Source organism: Bacillus sp. JJ1503, from assembly GCF_036965125.1.
Lineage (GTDB): Bacteria > Bacillota > Bacilli > Bacillales > Cytobacillaceae > Cytobacillus.
Genome location: NZ_JBALOZ010000055.1, coordinates 1 through 20710, shown reverse-complemented (window position 1 = coordinate 20710; position 20710 = coordinate 1). Strand labels below are relative to the sequence as shown.

Below are 20710 nucleotides of genomic sequence, written 5' to 3'. Positions count from 1 at the left end.
AACTTAGGATGGTGATGCGGAAAGTTAGCACTAATATCCGCCTTCCCTGCACATGTATAGAAAAATGAACCAGGCACATGCTTTAAGTAGTAAGAAAAGTCCTCTCCACCCATGATTGGTGTAATCTCAAACACATTTTCAGGCGCAATCACTTTATTTGCTGCTTCTACAACAAGATTTGTTTCATTCGGATGATTCCATAGTGATGGGTAGCCACGGGTATATGTATATTCACACGATCCACCTGCCGACATACAAATCCCTTTAGCAATATTTCCAATCTCTTCTTCAATTTTAGTTCGTACTGTTTCATCAAAAGTTCTAACGGTTCCCTCGATAACTGCCCTATCTGAAATGACATTAAAGGCATTTCCCGCATGAAATGACCCTACCGTTACAACTGCAGTGTCTAGTGGATTCAACTTGCGGCTTACAATATTTTGTAGATTAGCAACAATCTGGCTACCTAGTACTATTGCATCTACCGTTTCGTGCGGATATGCACCATGCCCGCCTTTTCCGATCACGTTAATGCTGAATTTATCAGGAGCTGCCATCATATATCCAGATCGATAGCCAATTTTTCCATACGGAATCGTTGACCTAACATGCGTACCAAAAATCGCATCAACGTTTTCAAGGCAGCCGTCTTCAATCATGGCAATTGCCCCTCCTGGAAGTACCTCTTCTGCATGCTGATGAATAAATACAATATTTCCTGCAATTTCTTCTTTCACACTAGTTAATGCTCTTGCCAAGACAAGCAGGCTCGCAGTATGCGCATCATGTCCACACGCATGCATGACTCCTTCAACTTTTGATTTATATTCAACTTGTTTCTCATCTTGTATGGGCAGGGCATCAAAGTCTGCTCTTAAAGCAACTGTTTTTCCCGGCTTTCCGCCTCTTAATGTTGAAACTACACCTCTCCCTCCAACCCCTGTCTTAACTTCTAATCCTAGTTCTTTATGAAACTCGGCAATCTTATTAGGGGTTCTTACCTCTTTAAATGAAAGTTCTGGATGCATATGAAAATCTCGGCGAATTTGTACCATTAAAGGATAGTCACTTTCAAGAATACGGAATATTTCGTTTTTCATAAAAACCTCCTTAAAACATTGATAAACTTTTCACATTCAGAAAGTAAAAATAAAAAATGCTCCTTAATTAGCAAGCATTCTTTAGAAACATGACCATTAATTACTTTTTTATTATTATTTGAATATAAAGATATCACTTTTATCACATTGACGCAATAAAGTTTTGTTATTTTTCTAAAAAGTTATTTTTAAATAATTAACAAAAAAGTCTGACAATAAATCCATTCTCTTTACTTTATCCCCGTATAAATGTAGATAGCATCCCTTAAAAACTCAGCTGTGCCTGGCTGCTCCTTATCGTAATATGCCGTAAATCTCTCATCATCCACATACATTTGGGCAAGACCCGCATGCGCTTCCTTACTGTATTCTTTCCAATAATAGCATAGCCATTGTTTATGCAAATCTGCTGCTTTTTGGGCTAGGTCACCTGCTGGATCTCCTATTGCGAACGCTGCTGCTAAAGTAGCGGTAACCTCATTTGCCAGATTTGTGACCTTTTCATAGTCCTCTTCTGTCATATTCATGAGCTTTGCATTAGATTGATCGATTGTATCATTGCCATACTTTTCTCGCATTTCCTTCCCATATTTCTTCTCGTTATCCTCAATCATTTTCTTCTTAAATCCACTAAATTTTTCTTTATCCGTCATTTGAATTCTCCCTTCTGTTTGTTCAATGGTTTTCTCCACATTAGTAATTAAGGCATCTAGCTGTTTTCTTTTTTCCAGGAGTTTTTCGCGATGCTCTCTTAGTGCATGGGCCCCATCAAAGGCTGGTGATGTTATGATGTTTTTTATATCGTCCAAACTCACATCTAATTCCCTGTAAAAAAGTATCTGCTGCAATCTATCAACCTCTGACTTCCCGTAAATCCGATATCCTGATGAATTCATTCTTGCCGGCTTTAGAATGCCAATTTCATCATAATATCGTAATGTCCGGGTACTGACCCCAGCTAATTTTGCCAATCCCTGCACCGTATATTCCATTCGCAAAACCTCCTCTTAAATTAAATTTACACCTTGACGCAACGTTAAGGTCAATAGCTTTTTTCAAAAAGAAAAACCCTTACCGAATATCGAGGTAATGGGCCCATTCAAACACCTATTTATAAGCTTTTACATGTAATAATGTTTCCAAGTCAACAATTTCAAATCCCTGTTCCAGCAATGCTTCAATTATATATGGAAGAGCTCTTTGAGTCTCCGTCTTATCAGAATCAGAGTGCATGAGAATAATATCGCCATTTCGAACATTTTCCACCACATTGTTTGTAATGTTTTCGGCTTCCTTTTGTGACCAATCCAGCGTATCAATGGACCAAAGTATAATCGAATAGCCTTTTTCTTGCGCAACAGCAGCAACTTGGTCATTCGTTTCCCCATATGGTGACCGGAGAATTGCCGGCTCTTTGCCTATTACCGACTTTATCGCTTCTCCTGCTTTATCCATTTCCATTCGAATCTCTTCAATATTCAGCCGAGTTAAGTCTAAATGATTATAGCTATGGCTTAAGATCAAGTTTCCTTTCTCAAAAGCATCCTTTACCACATCTGGGTGCTTCACAACTTCTTTCCCTAAAAAGAAGAAGCTGCCTGGTACCTGATATTCATCTAATATATCAATAATGGCTGGAGTGACAGTTTCATCAGGCCCATCATCGAAGGTTAACGCAACCATTTTTCTATTGGGACCATTTATATAGACATTTTTCTGCTCGTGCGAAAAAAGGACGATTTGCTCTCGCCAATTTTTCATTTTTCTCCAAGCTGCAGCCGTCAATTGATTCGATGCCCCTTTAATATCGAGAGAATACTCATTATCTGCTTGACTTTTTACCATAGCTCTTTGCGGATTAAAAACAGATATGTGATTGACTCCAGTTTTATTTTTCGGAATCACAAATTTTAATTCAATGTTTTCTTTTAAAATGTAAACATAAATTTTCTCATTACTAAGCTCTCTTATATCCGATGGCTCACCAAATGCTTCTTCCAAATGTTCAAGTGTAACTTCATTTAAATTCTTCCTATAGGAACGGACATCAAAGATTTCATCCTGCATATTAAACCCTAGTACGACATTTTTATTATGATAGGAAGCATAGGAACCGTAGCCTGCTTTGTCTACTTTGTCGGGTTCTCCCCATTGGGCTTTAACCTGCTCTATATTGCTATTCAATACATTAAATGGACTATCAATGATCATCCCAGTTTGAGCCTTTTCCAGCACTTCATCCAAATTTATTGCGGAAGGCTTTACCTCTTTTGGTTGTAAGGCATTCTCTTTTTGATGGATATTTTCAGGTGGGGGGTTCTTTACAAAATTACAAGCGGATATGACAAAGAGCAAAGATAAATATACTGTGAGCTTTATGATATTCTGCATCGTCATAGAACATACCCCCTGGATCTATTAATGCCTTATAAAGTGAAACTTCAATCAGTGGGGGTTTACCTTCATCCCCCACTGAGTAATTTTTTGTTTTACTCAACTTCTTGAAGTGGGTGTCTTACAGCCCGTTAATCTGCGATAAATAGTCTATTTATACAGAACCGCTGGGCCAATTGCAACATTTTATCTTTTATTTATATACCCCATTTTTCACAATTTCTAGGTAATCATTTAACTCCTGAGCAAGGGGATCTGGCTCTGTGAAAAAGTCATAAAGCTTATTTTTATAGAGTGCTTGATATTTATTTCCTAATTGATCACCAATAAACATCGTCATATTAATAACTGTATCAACAGAAATTCCTTCTCTTAGCTTATCTATATGAATAAGCTCTTTAAGATAAATATGCTCCAGCATGAATTCCTTTTGATAAGTTTCAAAATGTTTATTAAGAATGTCCTGCATTTCCTTACTCATTGCAACAGGGGGATTTAATAAGGCATCAGTGATAAGCAGCGTTTCCTGCATAAAGGGCGCAATGATTTCATGCTTCAATAGAAAAATTTCTTTTACCCTTTCAAAAAAGTCATCTGATTTCACCTTTCTTAGTGCTTCCATTGTTATTTCGGTAAGGAGATCGACACAATAACTTACCAGATAAATATATAAATTTTTCTTGCTTTTAAAATAATGAAAAAGAATCCCCTTTGAAATGCCTGCTCTGCTCGTAATCGTATCGGTAGACGCTTTTTCAAAGCCATTTTTTACAAATTCCTCAATCGCCACTTTTAAAATTAGATCCTTTTTCTCCTGTGGCTGCTTTTCAAAAACTGAATACAAGAATGAGCACCTACTTTTTTAGACTGAAATATCCTTCTTTTTATATATCATAAATGAGACGATGATACTAATAAGGATAATTGCTCCCATTAGTAGCAAGAAAATTGATTCAATAATATGTTCATTAATTATATTAGCTGCGTCAACATATTTAAACGGGCTGAAATATTTAAGGATATCCAAATCCTCGGATAAACCTGACATGATATTGATAAAGTAAGAAACAATCACAACCGCTAGTGATATCGATAGGACGTTCCTTGTTTTTCTCAAAATCGAAGAGAACATAAAGGCTAGCGCAGCAAAAGTTACATGCAATAACAGAGTTGATATGGTCAGCAATGCAAAAGTGCTCCACGGGATCGCTTCTTCTTTAGCAAACTGAAAGCCAATGATACTCGATATCGTGGATACGATGTTTAAGATTACTATATTGACAATCACAGCCATAAGCTTCTCCGCTACAATTTGGCTTCTTGACACAGGCTTAGATAGTAAAAATTCAATCGTTTTTTCATTTTCTTCTTTGGCAAGAATGTTTGAGGCGAGCATTGCTGCATAAATACTTCCTAAAAGAGTCGTCATCATGTAGACCTCAATGCCGTAAAAACCAATTAATGTTCCCAGATTAAGCCGGTCCATCCCAAACATTTGCTTCATGGATTCTGGATAGGCATCAAACAAAGCCTGAATTGACTTCTGCCCCTCGGCAAACTGAGGAAAAATGCTCAATAGCCAGATAATTAATCCCGCAAGCACCAAGCTCCAAATGATGAGTGACTTTTGCCCGCGTCTAAACTCCCTTTTAAAAATCATTGATCTCCCTCCCTCTATTCATAATAGTGCATGAATACTTCTTCAAGAGTCGGCTCTTCTATAAGCACATCTTGAACAGGTAAATCAATAAGATGCTGAAGAAGTGCTTTAATCTCCCCGCTATAAAGCAGAGTTACTTCTTTTCCATTTACTTCTCGTTTTAATATCCCATCCACTGTAAAAGAAAACTGTTCAGACTGTTCAAATGTAATCGTAATATTTTTCACTTTATTTTTCGTCAGATGTTCAATCGTTTCAACTGCCACGAGCTTACCTTCTTTAATAATCGCCACTCGATCACACATTTTCTGAACTTCACTTAAAATATGGGAGGAGAAAAAGATGGTCGCCCCCTTATCCCTCTCTTCTGCAAGGAGCTCGAAAAAGTGATTCTGAATTAAAGGATCAAGCCCGCTCGTTGGTTCATCTAAAATGATCAGCTTTGGTTCATGAAGCAAGGCTTGCACTATTCCTACTTTTTTGCGATTTCCAAAAGAGAGGTCTTCAATTTTCCGATTGATATCAAGATCAAGTCTAGCAGCCAAATCCTTCATTCTGGTGCTGTTAAAATTTCCATGAAAACGTGCCGAGTATATTAATAAATCAACAACCTTCATATCATCATAATAATGAACCTCAGATGGCAAATAACCAACGTTTTGCCTAATTTCCTTTGAATGTTTAATGATATCCTTGCCAAAAATTGTTGCACTGCCGCTCGTCGGATAGATGAAATTCAATAGGGTTCTAATTGTTGTACTTTTCCCTGCACCATTCGGACCGATAAACCCAAAAATCTCAGCTTCTTCAATGGAAAAAGAAACATCCATAATCCCTCGATTCTTTTTATAGGATTTCGTTAAATTCTTAAGCTCTACAATACCCACATCTAAACCCTCCTTTTGAGTGCAAACAGATATTGACTGAATAGTCAATTTAATCTTAATATCAATTGACTGATGAGTCAATATTTTCCCTAACATCTATACATATATGACGGATTATAAAAAAAGTGAGAACGCTATTGTAAAATCATTAGCGTTCTCACTTTCACATAAAGGCATTAACCAACCCTCGGGATCATTATCTTCATTTTTTCACAAGTGGATGTAGGGATTTCAAGGATGACCTCCGTTCCAACACCTAGTTTACTTTTTATATTTATTTTTCCGTTCATGCTTTCAATGATTCGAAAAACAACCATCATGCCGAGACCAGTACCATTGCCTGTCATCGTAAAATAAGGTTCTCCTAATTTGCCAAGGATGGTTTCACTCATTCCAGCACCGTTATCTTTTATTGAAATTATGCATAAATCTTCTTTTATTTCAGTTCTTACCTTTATTTGTCCTCCAATAGTCGAGGCTTCTATGCTGTTTTTTAAAATATTTACTAAGGCTTGTACAAATTTAGAGTGATCTCCAGAAACGTGACAAGGGCAACAGCTGGATATATCAAGTTGAATTTTTGCCTGTTCTGCCAAAGGCTTTACAATGTCAACAGACTCAGATAAAACCTTTTGTACCGATATCTGTTCAATTTTATCAGGATATGGCCTTGCAAACGTTAAATAGTCAGATACAACTTTATCAATTCTATCTATCTCCTGCGATGCAATTTCAAAAAAAGCTTCCCTTTTTTCAGTCGGAAGAGACTGATCTTCTTTCAGTAAATGCATCATTCCGCGAACGGTAGTAAGGGGATTCTTCACCTCATGATTAACAGCAGCAGCTAAATGTCCGACAACATCTATCTTAGCTGAATGTAGAAGCTTCATCCGAAGTAAATAGTTCCTCCTAATTGCTTCCAATGATAGATGAACAAGAATAATTCCTATCAGATTGGTAAGCAAGAAGCCCGACCAAAGTTTAAATGAAAACAATTCATTATTATAAAATGAAACCGTTACTAAAATGATAAAGGAAAACATCGTAATCATCGTTGATGCGATCAGTACTTTATTAAAAGTTCTCAAACGAAAATAAAAGGGTCGAATCAAGATCGTTATCGCGGTAAAAAGAAGAGTAGTGATTAAAGTAATAATCACACCAGTAGCTCCGTTAGTTCCTCCGGTAAATAGACGTACGAGAATCGTTTCCACTGTAAGTATAATCCCTACCATTGGACCGCCATAAATAGTTCCGAACCAAAGGGGTACTCTTCTCAAATCAAATTGAACGCCCCCTTCCACATAAAAGGAAAAGACCATACATAGAAGAATAGCTGCAGCAGATGTAAATAAGATGGCATATTTTTGGACAAAAGAACAGTTTGGTTTACTTTCTACCCAAAATTGATGAACAGTCATCGTAATAAGAATAACTAATAAGTTTAAGAGTAAATTGCTGCTTCCATCAATCATCACGCTAATTCCTCCCCCAATAAGATTTAAATTCCAACTCACTTTCCTGCTGCGATTTACCTTTTTCCAATTACTAGTGGCAAGAACAGACCCAATCTAACATAGGAAAAAGGTATGAGGGAAATAAATTTGAATATTAAAATAATAGCATGGATAAAAAAAAATGCCTATAAGGAAATTCCCTGAAATATTTATTTTAATCTTTTCTTTGTATGTATGAATACCTGCCGTCATGGACCATAATGAGTAACAGTGAAAAGCGCAGGAGGTGTAATGGTTTTTGAGAGATGAGTTAACGATATTCTATCGGATTTTTTCAACAACGAAGGAAGCGATTGAAAAATTTATGAGTATGCTGGATCCTGTCATAGAGTTTGCTAAAGATGATCATGAGCGACTATATTACCACCATATTTACGAGGAAGAGGAACAAAGACTTTCTCGACTGGAAATATTAATTCCCCTTATTGCTAAGTTCGAAGGCATAAAAGACGATCATGCATTTACCCCAACAAACAATGAATTTAATCGACTTCTGCAGGAATTAAACCTTGAAAAGTTCGGCTTACATAATTTTGTTGAACACCTGGATTTAGCACTCTTTCAATTTACGGATGAAGAACGGAGCACGTTACTAAAAAAATTAAGAACGGATGCCTATGCTGATTATCAGCAAGTAAAAGAAATGCTGATGGGAATAAATAAGCAATTCGACCATGATTATGTGGATCCACATGCCCATCATGATGAACACCATGACCATTTAGCCACTCCTGTCACGGTACAGGAGATGAAAATGAGTTCAGGAAAAAAAGGATTTACGGTAGGTAGTTTAAGATAATTTTAAAGTGAGGAGAAGAAATGAGTTATTCACCAGATTTGCCTTTTTCTAGTTCAGAGTACAATCATCTTCAGCAGATTGTCATAGATGCTGCCCGGAGACAGTTAATAGGGCGCCGATTTATCGAATTATATGGGCCGCTTGGCAGAGGCGTGCAAAGCATTTTTAACGATATTTACACTGAAAGCCATGAAGCGAAAATTGATTTCCAAGGGTCCTTTGACACAATTATCGAATCAAGCAAACGCGTTAATTATACGATCCCCATGCTCTATAAGGATTTTGTTCTTTATTGGCGTGATATTGAGCAGGCAAAGGTACTGGACATTCCCATCGATTTTTCCAGTGCGGCCAATGCCTCACGTGATGTCGCTATTTTAGAGGATCAGATGATTTTTCACGGATCAAAGGAATTTGATATTCCAGGATTAATGAGTGTAAGAGGACGGCTCACCCACTTAATCAGAAATTGGTATGAGTCAGGAAGCGCCTTTCAGGATGTCGTGGATGCCAGAAATAAATTGCTTGATATGAACCATAATGGACCTTATGCACTTGTCTTGTCCCCAGAGCTTTACTCCCTTTTGCATCGTGTACATAAGGATACGAATGTACTGGAAATTGAGCATGTTCGCGAGCTTGTCACAGACGGTGTTTTTCAATCACCTGTTTTAAAAGGAAAAACAGGCGTACTTGTTAACACTGGCAGGAATAATTTAGATTTAGCCATCTCTGAGGATTTTGATATTGCCTATCTTGGGGATGAAGGCATGAATCATCCATTCCGCGTTTATGAAACAGTCGTTCTTAGAATCAAACAGCCTTCCGCAATTTGTACACTGGATAATCCGGAGAAATAAGGAGTAAGTTTCTTGAATAGAAGGATGCTGACGGTTGGCTCGCTTATTCCGAAAGAAGTGGCAGCGGACTTTGTCGTTCATACGAAAAGCTTAGGTAACAATGATGAAAAAAAATTACCAGTTGCGAAAATAACACCAAAAATAATCGTCTCACAAAATGGGAAAAGTTTTGCCATTCATTTAGTTAAAGGAAGAGTTCTCTTAGATACTGCTCTCAAGCAAGGACAAGCATTGCAATATAAATGCCGCAAAGGAACCTGTGGCCAATGTATAGTGAAAATTGATGCTGGCTCTTTCCTTTTGCAGTCGCCAAATGAACTGGAGCGTAAGAAATTAAAGAATTCATTGAGTGAGGGATTTCGTCTTGCATGCCAGTCAGAATTCAGGGTATAGAAAAAAACGAGGCGGCGACCTCGTTTTTTTCGTATTTAGGCAAATTTTCTATTGAATTGTATTAAATTATCATCTACTGAAAAAGGCAAGGTGATTTCTTTCTTTTCAAGTACTTTTACACTAATATCCCGAACAAGAACCAATGCTTCTCTTTTAAATGTTGGTGTTACAAAGCCATCGTTAATTTCGCATAATCTTTGCAAGTATTGCAATGTATCAGTTAGCATGAGTTGCTTTACTTTTTCGTTGTTTAATTGACAGATCAATTTATATTCTAAGCCCTTCATTATGGCAATTTGATCGACATGAATACAAACATTCATACCTTCTTCGTCAATAAAGCAAAGGGAAACATACTGTCCTTTTGACTTGTCGATATTTGTAAATACGGGGTGTTGGAAGACTTCACCTGAAGTTAACTTCAGCATCGCGGCTTCCGCTGCTCCTCCAATTTTACGCTTATTAGAAATAACCGTTTCAATATCCTTCAAGCCATGCAGCATACTCATGTTGTTCCTCCCAAGAGTGAATTAACTTATTTTCATTGTAGAGAAAATGATAATCATTGTCAATAAGACTTGAACAAGAAGATCATATGCAAAAAATACCGGAAAACTGTATCCGGTATCTGGTGCAAGTTATTCTGTATACGGCTAATCTTTATGGAACCTAGATATTATGAGTCAGATTATTGGACAGATTTGGGGCAGTTTATCAGATTTCCGAAAAAAACTAGTTATCTAGACAGGTTTTGATGTTTTCTCATATTCCTGTCCAAATAAAATCATCTTCCCTTTTTGAACCCATTATTATAATATATCAATCCATATTTTTAACGCAGTTGCAAAAATTAATAAAGCTAATATTATTTGCAAAATTTTTGTATTTACTTTTTTTCCCGCTATTGCTCCTAAAGGGGAGGCAATTAAACTTGCAACTACCATAATGAACGCCGGACCATAATCCACCTGTCCAGTTGTAATCTTTCCAACTGTTGCTCCGATTGAAGAAATAAAAGTAATCGCTAAAGATGAAGCAATGGTCATTCTAGTTGGAATCTTTAATATAACAAGCATAATGGGCACTAATAAAAATGCACCAGCAGCACCAACAATCCCAGCCCCAAGACCAACAACTAATGCAAGTACAGCTGCTAGCCATTTATTAAATTTAACTTGATCTAAAGGGATATCATCAATTCCCTTTTTAGGAATAAACATCATGATAGCTGCAATTAATGCTAATATTCCATAGATCACATTAATTCCGCCCTCTGACATAAGCTTAGAACCGAATCCACCCACAAAGCTTCCAATTAATATACTAACACCCATATAACCAATTAAGGTTTTATTTAAGTAGCCGCCTTTACGATAGGCCCAAACGCCTCCGATTGTTGCGAAGAAAACCTGTACAGCACTGATCCCCGACACTTCGTGAGCACTAAATGCCACTAAACCAAATAATGGCGGGATGTATAGCAGCATCGGGTATTTAATAATCGAACCTCCTATTCCGAGCATCCCGGAAATATATGATCCGATAAACCCAATGAGAAAGATCGTTATAATAAATGATAAGTCCATGTTAAACACCCCTTAAGAAAAGGGAACCATTTTGGCTCCCTTTAGTTTTTACTCCCCTTTTTTAATCCAGAACTTATATACGCCGTTCTCTTCGTCATTTTTCACCAATTCATGCCCACCTGATTTTGACCATGCTGAAATGTCGTTGATAGAGCCTTTGTCTGTTGTATGAACCTCCAGTACTTGCCCAGCTACAAGTTCATTCATCGCCTTTTTCGTTCTTACGATTGGCATTGGACATGCTAATCCTTTTGCGTCTAAAAATTTTGCTGTTTCCATATTGTGATTCCTCCTGATATTTTTATTGTCTAGCCGCAGCATCAAGGCCTTCCACTTGTTATCTCACCGCACAGCGATTTGGACCAATTTCCATTTCACGCTGTTCTTCTTCGGAAGGGGTGATTTTCCCCATATTGGTTTTGCGAATTTCCTGATAAGCATTTGGTTGCGGCGGTAAGTTTTCAGTGACAAGCTTTCTAAATTCATTTTCATCTTCAATATTTAGTCCATGGTTTTTAGCGAATAATGTGCCAAGCTTTTCCGCAACACTGCCATCTTCATTTAATTCTTCAATAATCATAAAGTGTGCTGGCAGAACGATTAGCTCTTCTGATAGTTCACGATAGCGTTTGTATAAGCTTTCACGTAAATCCCCTACCCAGTCTTCCGCAAGTCCAGCCAAATCTGGTCTTCCGATCGAATCAATGAATAAAATATCTCCTGAAAGCAAGTACTTTTCATCCACCACAAAGGAGGTTGAGCCGATTGTATGACCTGGGGTATATAGAGCATGAACATTGATTGCTGTATGTCCAATTGTCACAACATTGCCGTCTTCTAATGGGTTGAATTCAAAAGTTACCTCGGATGCATCCTTTGGCGGCAGCCAGTAAGTTGCACTTGATTTTTCAGCAATCATACGTCCACCGGAGATATGGTCAGCATGCAAGTGTGTATCGAAAACATGGGTGATATTTACGTTCTTACTTTTTGCAAAGTCGAGAAACACATCTGTCATCCGAGTTGCGTCAATGATGACCGCTTCGCCGTTTGAAATAACCATGTAAGATAAGCATCCCTTCCCAATGCGGACAAACTGATAAATCTCTCCTCCGTCATTTAGATCCCCGATTTTGATGGGTTCTAAATGCTCGCTCCATGCCTTCATTCCTCCTTCTAGATATGAAACTTCCCGGCCGGCTTCTGAAAGCATTTCTGCTACAAAAATGGATGAGCCTTCTTTTGCACACGCTACTAAAATATCTTTATCAGCAGGTAGTTTATCAAGGATACCCTCCACCCCATCAAGTAAATCAAAGTATGGGATATTTAAGTATTCGAATTTTTCCCCTTCGATTTTCCAGTCTTGAAAATCTCCTTCATTGCGAACATCTAAAATAAATAATTCTTCTTTGTTTACAACCTTCTTTGCTGCTTCTTTAGCTGTCATGATATTTACAGACACCTCTCGATTACCCCCTATGGTATTATTTATTTTAAAAAAATTTAGCTTGGAGCCATTTTATTAATTCCGATTAGACCCATGATGTCAGGGACGCTCCTTGACACCCTTTCGCTCAGTAAAACTGTTCTGAAGGGCGTTATAAACACTTCTTAACTACCTTCCTTTCGGAAATACTGCCCTAAAGGTCGTTATAGACACTTCTTAACCACCCTTCGTTCTTGAAAAACTCCTCCCGCGGTCGTTATGAACCCTCTACACTAACTTTTAGTCTCCTCGATACCTGTTGTTTTGCCAGACCATTCACTCATGCCTGGGACAACATTGAATACTTTTGTAAAACCCTTCTCAGAGAGTTTTTGTGCAGCAAAGTCACTGCGATTTCCGGTACGGCATACAACATAAATTTCATTTTCCAGTTGTAGCTCACCTATACGTTCATCCAATTCACCTAGCGAGATAGAGATTGCTTGAGGAATATGGTTAAAGACAAATTCCGCTGATTCTCTTACATCTAGTACAACTATGCTCTCATCTCCTCCAAGCTTTTGTTCAAGCTCCTCATTAGATACAACATCTGGATGTTTTCTTTCAACAGATTCCTCTCCATCTGACTTTCTTAAGTAATGCTTTAGTACCGCCCCTTCCTCTAACGTTCCTAAATAATGGTGACCCGAGCTTTTAGCCCAAGCTTGAATATCCGCTTTCGATCCATTGTCTGTTGCTTGGACCTCAAGAACCTGGCCTTCTTCAAGATTCGTCATAGCCTTCTTTGTTTTCACAATTGGCATCGGGCAAGCAAGACCCTTAGCATCTAGTACCACGTCTGTTTTAATTGATTTCATCATTAAACCTCCCATTTTTACCCATAGGGGTATTGTTTGTGTAAAAAAATTATTCCATTTCGCCTTCCCAATCAAGCATTCCGCCTACCATATTGATAACTTTAAAGCCATAGCGTTCAAGCAGCTGGCAAGCACGTCCGCTTCTTCCTCCTGAACGGCAAACTATGATATATTCCTTCGATTTATCAAGTTCATGCATACGGAACTCAAGTAATCCCAATGGAATATGCTGTGCTCCCGGAATTTTTCCTGCAGCTACCTCATCCACTTCGCGTACATCAATAAGATTTAGCGGCTGAGCCTCCATTATTAATTCTTTCACTTCATTTGCAGTTAGCTGTTTCATTACATTCACTCCTCGTATCTTTAGATAAACAGGTTCACATTTCCATTTTCTGCATCAGCAAGATAAGCTGCAACACCGGCATATTCAACATTGTCGAGCAGCTCTTCTTCCTTTAGTCCAAGCAAATCCATTGTCATTGTACATGCAACAAGCTTAACATCTAATTCTTGAGCCATTTCAATCAGCTGTGGCAATGTCATGGCATTATGCTTCTTAATTACATCCTTAATCATTTTAGGCCCAAATCCGGCAAAATTCATTTTCGATAAGCCCATTTTATCAGCGCCTTTAGGCATCATTTTTGCAAACATCTTCTCGATAAAGCCTTTCTTAATCATCCGTTCTTCATCTGTTCGCAGGGCATTTAATCCCCAAAACGTATGGAAAATCGTTACTTCATGATCGTATGCCGCAGCACCATTTGCAATAATATAAGCAGCCATTGCTTTATCGTATTCCCCACTGAACAGGATAATATTTGTTGATTTTTTCTGAGTCATTGTAACCCTCCTAATTTTATTTTTACCCTTACCCCTATGGGTATAATATTAATGAAAATAAAAAAGAGTGTCAACCCTTTTTTAATCTATCTGCTTTTTACAAGCAGATTTACTGCTTCCTTAACTAATTCTTCTGTATTTCCCTCACCATTTTCTTCTGCATTTCTCACACATTCTACTAAATTTGAACTAACGATGACCCCAATTGTACGATCAATCGCAGATCTAGCAGCAGAGAGTTGTGTAATTACATCCTTACAGTCCTTTTCCTCTTCCATCATCTTTAGGATTCCCCTCAGCTGCCCTTCAATGCGCTTAACCCTATTTTTCATTTGATCATTGAAATCCATGATTATTCTCCTTTCTAATAATCTTTGCAGGGGCAATCTGTTAATGTATACCCTGCAATTGTATACCCTCTTTTTCTTAAAAAGCGGATACTCATGTTTCTTTCCAAATAATCTGATGCGATCACATGAATGGTTTTACTGGATATATCAGAATAATGCCTCTTCATATATGCGTATGGAATATTAATAGCTCCTGAAACAGGATCTTTATATGATTGATTATAATCTCTAACATCAACAATTTCTATTGAATCTGCAGGATGGCTGAGTGACTCCGTACACTTAACATTTCCAACTGGGCAGTATCTTATATACAAAGCACCAATAATGATGCTGAATGATAGTATAAATAAAATGACCATTTGAATCACCCTTGTTTATTTTTTTAATGACTAGCCTTATCTTATACCCCTATAGGTATAATGTCAACAATTAAAAAGAATCCAGCTTATACAAAGTTGGATTCTCTTCCTATCTTCAATCACTATACAAAATGAACAAGACTAAATAATAAAATAAGCTAATACAGATAGAATAATAGACGTAATCCCCATCGCAATTAATGGCTTTAGTGCTTTCGTACGCAGATCGCGAAGGCTGACATTTAGCCCTAGTCCGACCATCGCTGCTGTTAAGCACCAAGTTGTCAGAGTCGCTACTCCATTCATAAATCCATCTGAAACCGGAATTTTCGGGCCAAGTATATAGCTTCCAATTACACTCATAATGATAAAACCAATTAAGAACCATGGGAATTCAATTTTCGCGTTATTATCACCCGTGTTTTTTTTCCTCATCAAATACATGAAAACAAAACAGAGAGGAACGAGCAAGAATACCCTGCCGAGTTTTGCCAACAGCCCAATTGCCAGTGCATCCTGGCCGCCAGGTGCTGCTGCCAATGCAACGTGTGCAATTTCATGCAGACTAATGCCGGACCAAATGCCATATTCTACATCTGTCAAAGGCAGAATCGGACGCAGGATGGTATAAATAATCGCAAAAATCGTACCAACTAGTGCGATTATTCCTACGCCAATTGCTGTTTCTTCATCCTTCGATTTAATAATCGGCGCGATTGCAGCAATGGCAGCGGCTCCACATACCCCCGTCCCTACCCCGACAAGAAGGGAGATGTTTTTATCCGCTTTCATTAAACGAGCGAGCCAAACTGTTAAGAGAATCGCAAAAATAATGACACCTGCATCTCGTATGAGCAAGCCTAAACCATCACTTAGCACGGTTCCAATATTTAGCTTGAGCCCATATAAAATAATGGCAAAACGTAATAATTTCTTTGATGAAAATGTAATTCCTGCACGAAAAAACTCTGGATACCCTAATAAATTTCGATACAAAATAGCAATTACAATTGCCGATGCTAGCTGCCCAACATGATCAAATCCAGGTGCCTTTGCTAATAAAAAGCCTAAAAAGGCAATTAGAAATGTAAAAGCGATGCCACCAGCCCATTTTCCCAACGGGGCTGGTTTTTTTTCTGGCTGAATTGGCTCCTTACTAGTTGTAAGTGCTCTTGCGTGTGCTCCCATATTTTCACCACCAAAATATCATCTGTTCATTCAGCATAATACTTTTTTTACAATAAGAAAAATAATAATTTATAATAGTGATGATAAGTAAATTCATATAGTAAATGGGTGGTGTGAAGATGGATCAGCAGTTAGCAGTTTTTGTGATGGTCGCGGAAAAGCAGAATTTCTCTCGTGCAGCGGAAGAATTACATATGACACAGCCAGCAGTCAGTCAATATATTCAAGCATTAGAACGAACAATGGGAACGATTCTTTTAGAGCGCAGCAATAAATATGTCCGCTTAAATAAAGCAGGGGAAATTGTTTACCATCATGCAAAGGAAATTATCGGACTCTATTCAAAAATGAACTTTCTTATTGATGATTTAACGAATAAACCGAGTGGGGCACTTTCTATCGGAGCAAGCTATTCTTACGGTGAGTATATCTTGCCTCATTTGATTGCAAAAATGCAAAAAAAATACCCTCTGATCAACCCTTCCATTACGATTGGGAATACAAAGGAAATTGCTGAATTGGTACTTGGACACCAATTAGATATTGGGATTGTAGAAGGGGAATACAAAAATAACCACTTAGTCGTAGAGCCATTTGCTGTAGATACGATGAGCATTGTAGCTTCTCCTCAAAATAGGTTTGCCCAAATAAAGGGAGAAGTTCCCCTGACTGAATTAGAAAATGAAACATGGATTTGCCGGGAAACTGGTTCTGGGACGAGAGAAGCTGCTGAAAAAATGTTTTCAAACTATGAAATAACTCCAAAAAAACTTTTAGTGTTCGGCAGTACACAAATAATCAAGGAATCGGTTGAAGCTGGTTTAGGCATTAGCTTATTATCTGATTGGACGATTCGAAAGGAACTTTCTCTTGGGACATTAAAAGTATTAAAGGTGAAGGACCTTTCCATTACTCGTGACTTTTCAACTGTGTTAAGTTCTCCCTTTGAGACAAAAGCATTGAAGGTTTTCCTGGAAATTATTAAACAGAATACGAAAATAAAATAGAAAAGTTTTAAAGGACATACAACTAGTGATTTCTTGTCTCTATATCCTTTAACAGTGATTTAAAGTACATACATTGGATGATTTCTTGATTCTATGTCCTTTAACCGGATTGTTTTGGTGATGTTCTGTTGTGAATCTATCTTTTTGTTCTATAATAAAAGAGAGGTGAGCAGCTTGGCACGGGAACGGAAATTTTCGATTGATGAACTTTTTAGAACAACGAAGGAGTTATTGCTTCTTCATGGATATGAAGGGTTTACCTTTAGTCTTCTAGCAGATCGCCTAGAGATTTCTAGAGGCACATTGTATAAATACTACGATAATAAAGAAGAGCTAATTACCGATTACATGCTCGATGAAATGGAAAAGTTTCTTCTAAAGCTGCAGAAGATTACGGAATTCGATGGCTTTGAAGCCCAATTCAATGAACTCCTCGCGCTTATTTTTGAGCATTCGGAAATCCATCAAATTATTATCATTGCACTGCAGATACCAGCAAATATATCTAAAAAAGTAACATTAAATAAAGCAAAACTGGATGTACAGCATCTTGATATGTATAAACATTTACAAAATTTTATTGATTTAGGGAGAGCAGAAAAAATATTAAATCCTCAAATTCCGGACGGTCTTATCCTAGGCTTTATTTTTCAAACCATTGCAATTCCGAATCACACAAGAGTACCCGCTGAGGAATGGGTGAGCTCGATTAAAGAAATTATTTGTCACGGAATGTTTACAAAAAACAATTGACACTACTGTCACCTTTAAAAGATAATATTGGTGACAATAGTGTCTTTTATTTTTCATTAAAGTGACAGTTGTGTCACTAGCTTAAAAAGAAAGGGTTGTATAAATGAAAACCTTCCTGCATTTCATTACCGACCGAGTCACAACAAGAAAAGGCATGTGGATCACCCTAGCCATATGGCTTGTATTGACAATGGGCTTAGCTCTATTTGCTCCTAGCGCAAAAGATTACCAGGTTTCTTCTATCGATACACTGCCAAAGGATGCACAATCGGTTATTGCCCAAAATAAATTGGACACATATTTTAAAGACAATGATGGTCTGCCTGCTATATTAGTCTTTCAATCTAAGGATGGGGAAATTGAATATCAGCAACTTGCTGATCTTTTTGACAGGATTGCTGGGGAAAATATTAAAGGTGTACAGCAAGTTATTCCTTTATCCTCCATCCCTCCACAAGCAGCGGGCGGATTTTTCTCGGATGATAAACAGACAGCTGTTGTTCCGTTAATATTCGATTCTTCGTTTGAAATTAAAGAAATTAAACAATCGAAGGAAAAAATCGAGAAGCTTGTTAAAGATCATTCAGATTTAACCTTATATGTCACAGGCCCTGCTGGTATTGGAATTGATACGCTGGATTTATTCTCAAGGGCCGATGTCGTGCTTATTTTATCAACAGTGGGATTAATTTTAGTTCTTTTGGTTATTATTTATCGTTCTCCATTGCTGGCTCTAATTCCGCTTCTTGCAGCCGCCTTCGTCTATGAAGTGGTCATGCAAACGCTTGGATTAATGGGTGCAGCCGGGCTCATTATGAGTAATCAAACACTTTCTATTATGACCATCCTTTTATTCGCGGCAGTTATTGATTATTCCCTTTTCGTATTTTCAAGATACCGTGAAGAGTTAAAAAACTTTGAAAGTAAATATGATGCAACGCAAGCGGCAATGCGTGAAACTGGGATGCCTGTTTTCTTTTCAGGGGGAACGGTGTTAGCTGCCATGCTCGTACTATTCTTTGCTCAATTTGGAGATTACAAAAATTTCGCTCCGACCTTTGGAACAACGATGGTCATTATTATGCTCGCATCCGTTACGCTCATTCCAGCGTTATTTACACTTTTCGGAAGGAAATCATTTTGGCCGAAGATTCCTCGTGTCGGAGAGACCTTCATTCCAAAGCATTCCTTTTGGAGCCGGACTGGACGATTTGTTGTCCAAAAACCTGGTCTTTCTGTTGCCGTCATTGGGATCGTTCTCCTTGTTTCAGCAAGTAATATGTTCAATATGCAATACGAATTTGACACAATGAAGTCCTTCCCAGACGATATGCCATCAAGGGTAGGCTATGATATTCTTGAGGAAAACTTCCATAAAGGAGATCTCGCGCCTACCACTGTATTATTTGAGTCACCTGACATCGTAGCAGACGAACAGCAGGAGGCATTGAAAAAAGCGTTAGAAGGTCAGCCTTTAGTTAATAATGTCCGTATAAATGGAATATCAGATAACCAAAAGGTAATTAATTATAGCCTAACTTTCGATGAAAGCCCGTATGCTATTGAAACAATGGACGCCTTAGAGAAAATTAGGGATGACGCTAAGGAAATTGTGGCTAAAAGCCAAATGACAGGAAACCTTTATTTTGCTGGGGAAACGGCATCAAAAGTTGATGAGCGTACCATTAATGATCGAGATTTGATTGTTATTGTCGTATTAGAAACAATACTCATCTTTGGCTTGCTTATCCTTTTAACAAAATCAGTTAAAATGCCCATTTATATGATGGGGACCATCTTAATCTCCTTCCTGGCTGCTTTAGGTTTAGGAATGTTTCTAACCAATCTTTTCTTTGATATTCATACAATAAGTGACCGTGTTCCACTATACTCCTTTGTTTTCCTAGTTGCGCTCGGAATCGATTACAATATTATTCTAATCTCAAGGTATCAAGAGGAAAGACGAAAGCATTCCGTGAAGGAAGCAGTTGAAATAGCCGTTGCGAATACTGGCGGCGTCATATCTTCAGCTGGTATTATTTTAGCGGCAACCTTTGCCGTCCTAATGACTCAGCCGGTTGAATTATTATTTGTCTTTGGATTTATTGTCGCTGTCGGCATTTTATTAGATACGTTTTTAATCAGAGGTATATTACTTCCTGGGCTTATTGTTTTATTTGAAAAAGAAAAAGCAAGTAAAAGTAAAGCAAATTAATTTTTCAAAGCCGGTATCGGCAGCCTGAAAGCAGATGCCGGCTTTCTCAATGCCAATTTTTTCACATTAACATTCATAGGAATGTCATCGTCCTTAGTGCGGAAAATAAAATGTAAATACATAGGACGGAGCTAAATAATGAAAAAATGGTGGGTTCTTTCGTTTTATTTAGTGATCTTAATAATCGGTTTATTTAATAAAGATTTGATTTTTGCATGGATTCAAAAGAGTGACCCAAGTGACCTTCCCCTCATGTTTTTCCTTTCTGTATTGACAGCAGCCATCCCGTTTATTCCCTTTACCTTATTTGCAGGTTTAATGGGAGCAAAATATGGGGTGCTGATTGGTACATTAATCAATTGGACTGGTGGATTTTTAGCAGCCATTCTCTATTTTTTCTTAGCACGCATTTTCTTTCGAAACCATTTCAGTCATTATTTAAAGCGAATTAATAGAATTCAAAGATTTCAGCATATGCTTGAGAAA

Annotated in this window: 23 protein-coding genes and 1 pseudogene; 7 read left to right on the top strand and 17 right to left on the bottom strand. The window is 37.7% G+C overall.

What is annotated here, in order from left to right; translation table 11 throughout:
* From V7149_RS05260 to V7149_RS05230, 7 genes are all read right to left on the bottom strand, one after another.
* Nucleotides 1–1100: amidohydrolase (locus V7149_RS05260; protein WP_335344596.1), on the bottom strand; the 1100-nt coding region annotated here is incomplete at its 3' end.
* A 230-nt stretch (nucleotides 1101–1330) separates the two neighbouring features.
* A complete protein-coding gene (locus V7149_RS05255; protein ID WP_335344595.1) occupies nucleotides 1331–2092 on the bottom strand; it encodes a MerR family transcriptional regulator in 762 nt (253 codons plus the stop codon).
* 115 nt (nucleotides 2093–2207) lie between these two features.
* On the bottom strand, nucleotides 2208–3497 hold the full coding sequence (locus V7149_RS05250; protein ID WP_335344594.1) for a polysaccharide deacetylase family protein: 1290 nt from the start codon (nucleotides 3495–3497) through the stop codon (nucleotides 2208–2210).
* Nucleotides 3498–3687: 190 nt separating this feature from the next.
* Nucleotides 3688–4338 (bottom strand): TetR/AcrR family transcriptional regulator, encoded by a 651-nt coding sequence (locus V7149_RS05245; RefSeq protein ID WP_335344593.1) that lies wholly within the window; start codon nucleotides 4336–4338, stop codon nucleotides 3688–3690.
* A gap of 18 nt (nucleotides 4339–4356) precedes the next feature.
* Nucleotides 4357–5154, bottom strand: a complete 798-nt coding sequence (locus V7149_RS05240) for an ABC transporter permease subunit (RefSeq protein ID WP_335344592.1) — start codon at nucleotides 5152–5154, stop codon at nucleotides 4357–4359.
* A gap of 14 nt (nucleotides 5155–5168) precedes the next feature.
* Nucleotides 5169–6041: an ABC transporter ATP-binding protein gene (locus tag V7149_RS05235; RefSeq protein WP_335344591.1), complete on the bottom strand. Its 873-nt coding sequence runs from the start codon at nucleotides 6039–6041 to the stop codon at nucleotides 5169–5171.
* A 176-nt stretch (nucleotides 6042–6217) separates the two neighbouring features.
* Nucleotides 6218–7516, bottom strand: coding sequence for an ATP-binding protein (locus V7149_RS05230; protein ID WP_335344599.1), 1299 nt, complete (start codon nucleotides 7514–7516; stop codon nucleotides 6218–6220).
* 280 nt (nucleotides 7517–7796) lie between these two features.
* Between V7149_RS05230 and V7149_RS05225 the strand changes: the two genes are divergently transcribed.
* Genes V7149_RS05225 through V7149_RS05215 form a run of 3 tightly spaced genes read left to right on the top strand, consistent with a single transcriptional unit; the run spans nucleotide 7797 to nucleotide 9610 of the window.
* Nucleotides 7797–8357 (top strand): IMEF encapsulin system ferritin-like cargo protein, encoded by a 561-nt coding sequence (locus tag V7149_RS05225; protein ID WP_335344590.1) that lies wholly within the window; start codon nucleotides 7797–7799, stop codon nucleotides 8355–8357.
* Nucleotides 8358–8377: 20 nt separating this feature from the next.
* Entirely contained in the window at nucleotides 8378–9217 is an 840-nt protein-coding gene (locus V7149_RS05220) for a family 1 encapsulin nanocompartment shell protein (protein ID WP_335344589.1), read from the top strand.
* 12 nt (nucleotides 9218–9229) lie between these two features.
* The gene (locus V7149_RS05215) at nucleotides 9230–9610 is read left to right on the top strand and encodes a 2Fe-2S iron-sulfur cluster-binding protein (protein ID WP_335344588.1); all 381 of its coding nucleotides are present in this window, start codon (nucleotides 9230–9232) and stop codon (nucleotides 9608–9610) included.
* Between the two features lie 35 nt (nucleotides 9611–9645).
* Here V7149_RS05215 and V7149_RS05210 read toward each other — a convergent pair whose 3' ends face one another.
* The 10 genes from V7149_RS05210 to V7149_RS05165 all read right to left on the bottom strand — a co-directional run bounded on the left by V7149_RS05210 (nucleotide 9646) and on the right by V7149_RS05165 (nucleotide 16249).
* On the bottom strand, nucleotides 9646–10119 hold the full coding sequence (locus V7149_RS05210) for a hypothetical protein (RefSeq protein WP_335344587.1): 474 nt from the start codon (nucleotides 10117–10119) through the stop codon (nucleotides 9646–9648).
* Nucleotides 10120–10419: 300 nt separating this feature from the next.
* Nucleotides 10420–11196, bottom strand: a complete 777-nt coding sequence (locus tag V7149_RS05205; protein WP_335344586.1) for a sulfite exporter TauE/SafE family protein — start codon at nucleotides 11194–11196, stop codon at nucleotides 10420–10422.
* Between the two features lie 48 nt (nucleotides 11197–11244).
* Entirely contained in the window at nucleotides 11245–11475 is a 231-nt protein-coding gene (locus V7149_RS05200) for a sulfurtransferase TusA family protein (protein WP_335344585.1), read from the bottom strand.
* A 58-nt stretch (nucleotides 11476–11533) separates the two neighbouring features.
* Nucleotides 11534–12646 carry an MBL fold metallo-hydrolase gene (locus tag V7149_RS05195; RefSeq protein WP_335344598.1) on the bottom strand — a complete coding sequence of 371 codons (1113 nt, stop codon included), beginning with the start codon at nucleotides 12644–12646 and terminating at the stop codon, nucleotides 11534–11536.
* 272 nt (nucleotides 12647–12918) lie between these two features.
* The gene (locus V7149_RS05190) at nucleotides 12919–13503 is read right to left on the bottom strand and encodes a sulfurtransferase TusA family protein (protein WP_335344597.1); all 585 of its coding nucleotides are present in this window, start codon (nucleotides 13501–13503) and stop codon (nucleotides 12919–12921) included.
* A gap of 49 nt (nucleotides 13504–13552) precedes the next feature.
* A complete protein-coding gene (locus tag V7149_RS05185; protein ID WP_335344584.1) occupies nucleotides 13553–13849 on the bottom strand; it encodes a rhodanese-like domain-containing protein in 297 nt (98 codons plus the stop codon).
* A gap of 20 nt (nucleotides 13850–13869) precedes the next feature.
* Nucleotides 13870–14349, bottom strand: a complete 480-nt coding sequence (locus V7149_RS05180; RefSeq protein WP_335344583.1) for a DsrE/DsrF/DrsH-like family protein — start codon at nucleotides 14347–14349, stop codon at nucleotides 13870–13872.
* A gap of 86 nt (nucleotides 14350–14435) precedes the next feature.
* Nucleotides 14436–14699 (bottom strand): metal-sensitive transcriptional regulator, encoded by a 264-nt coding sequence (locus V7149_RS05175; protein WP_335344582.1) that lies wholly within the window; start codon nucleotides 14697–14699, stop codon nucleotides 14436–14438.
* Nucleotides 14700–14713: 14 nt separating this feature from the next.
* On the bottom strand, nucleotides 14714–15061 hold the full coding sequence (locus V7149_RS05170) for a hypothetical protein (RefSeq protein WP_335344581.1): 348 nt from the start codon (nucleotides 15059–15061) through the stop codon (nucleotides 14714–14716).
* A gap of 141 nt (nucleotides 15062–15202) precedes the next feature.
* A complete protein-coding gene (locus tag V7149_RS05165) occupies nucleotides 15203–16249 on the bottom strand; it encodes a YeiH family protein (protein ID WP_335344580.1) in 1047 nt (348 codons plus the stop codon).
* A 119-nt stretch (nucleotides 16250–16368) separates the two neighbouring features.
* Here V7149_RS05165 and V7149_RS05160 point away from each other — a divergent pair, with 119 nt between their 5' ends.
* The 4 genes and pseudogenes from V7149_RS05160 to V7149_RS05145 all read left to right on the top strand — a co-directional run.
* Nucleotides 16369–17256, top strand: a complete 888-nt coding sequence (locus tag V7149_RS05160; protein ID WP_335344579.1) for a LysR family transcriptional regulator — start codon at nucleotides 16369–16371, stop codon at nucleotides 17254–17256.
* A gap of 165 nt (nucleotides 17257–17421) precedes the next feature.
* The gene (locus tag V7149_RS05155; RefSeq protein WP_335353490.1) at nucleotides 17422–18009 is read left to right on the top strand and encodes a TetR/AcrR family transcriptional regulator; all 588 of its coding nucleotides are present in this window, start codon (nucleotides 17422–17424) and stop codon (nucleotides 18007–18009) included.
* 103 nt (nucleotides 18010–18112) lie between these two features.
* Nucleotides 18113–20224 carry an MMPL family transporter gene (locus V7149_RS05150; protein ID WP_335344577.1) on the top strand — a complete coding sequence of 704 codons (2112 nt, stop codon included), beginning with the start codon at nucleotides 18113–18115 and terminating at the stop codon, nucleotides 20222–20224.
* A 138-nt stretch (nucleotides 20225–20362) separates the two neighbouring features.
* Nucleotides 20363–20710: pseudogene (locus V7149_RS05145) on the top strand (TVP38/TMEM64 family protein); the annotation flags it as partial.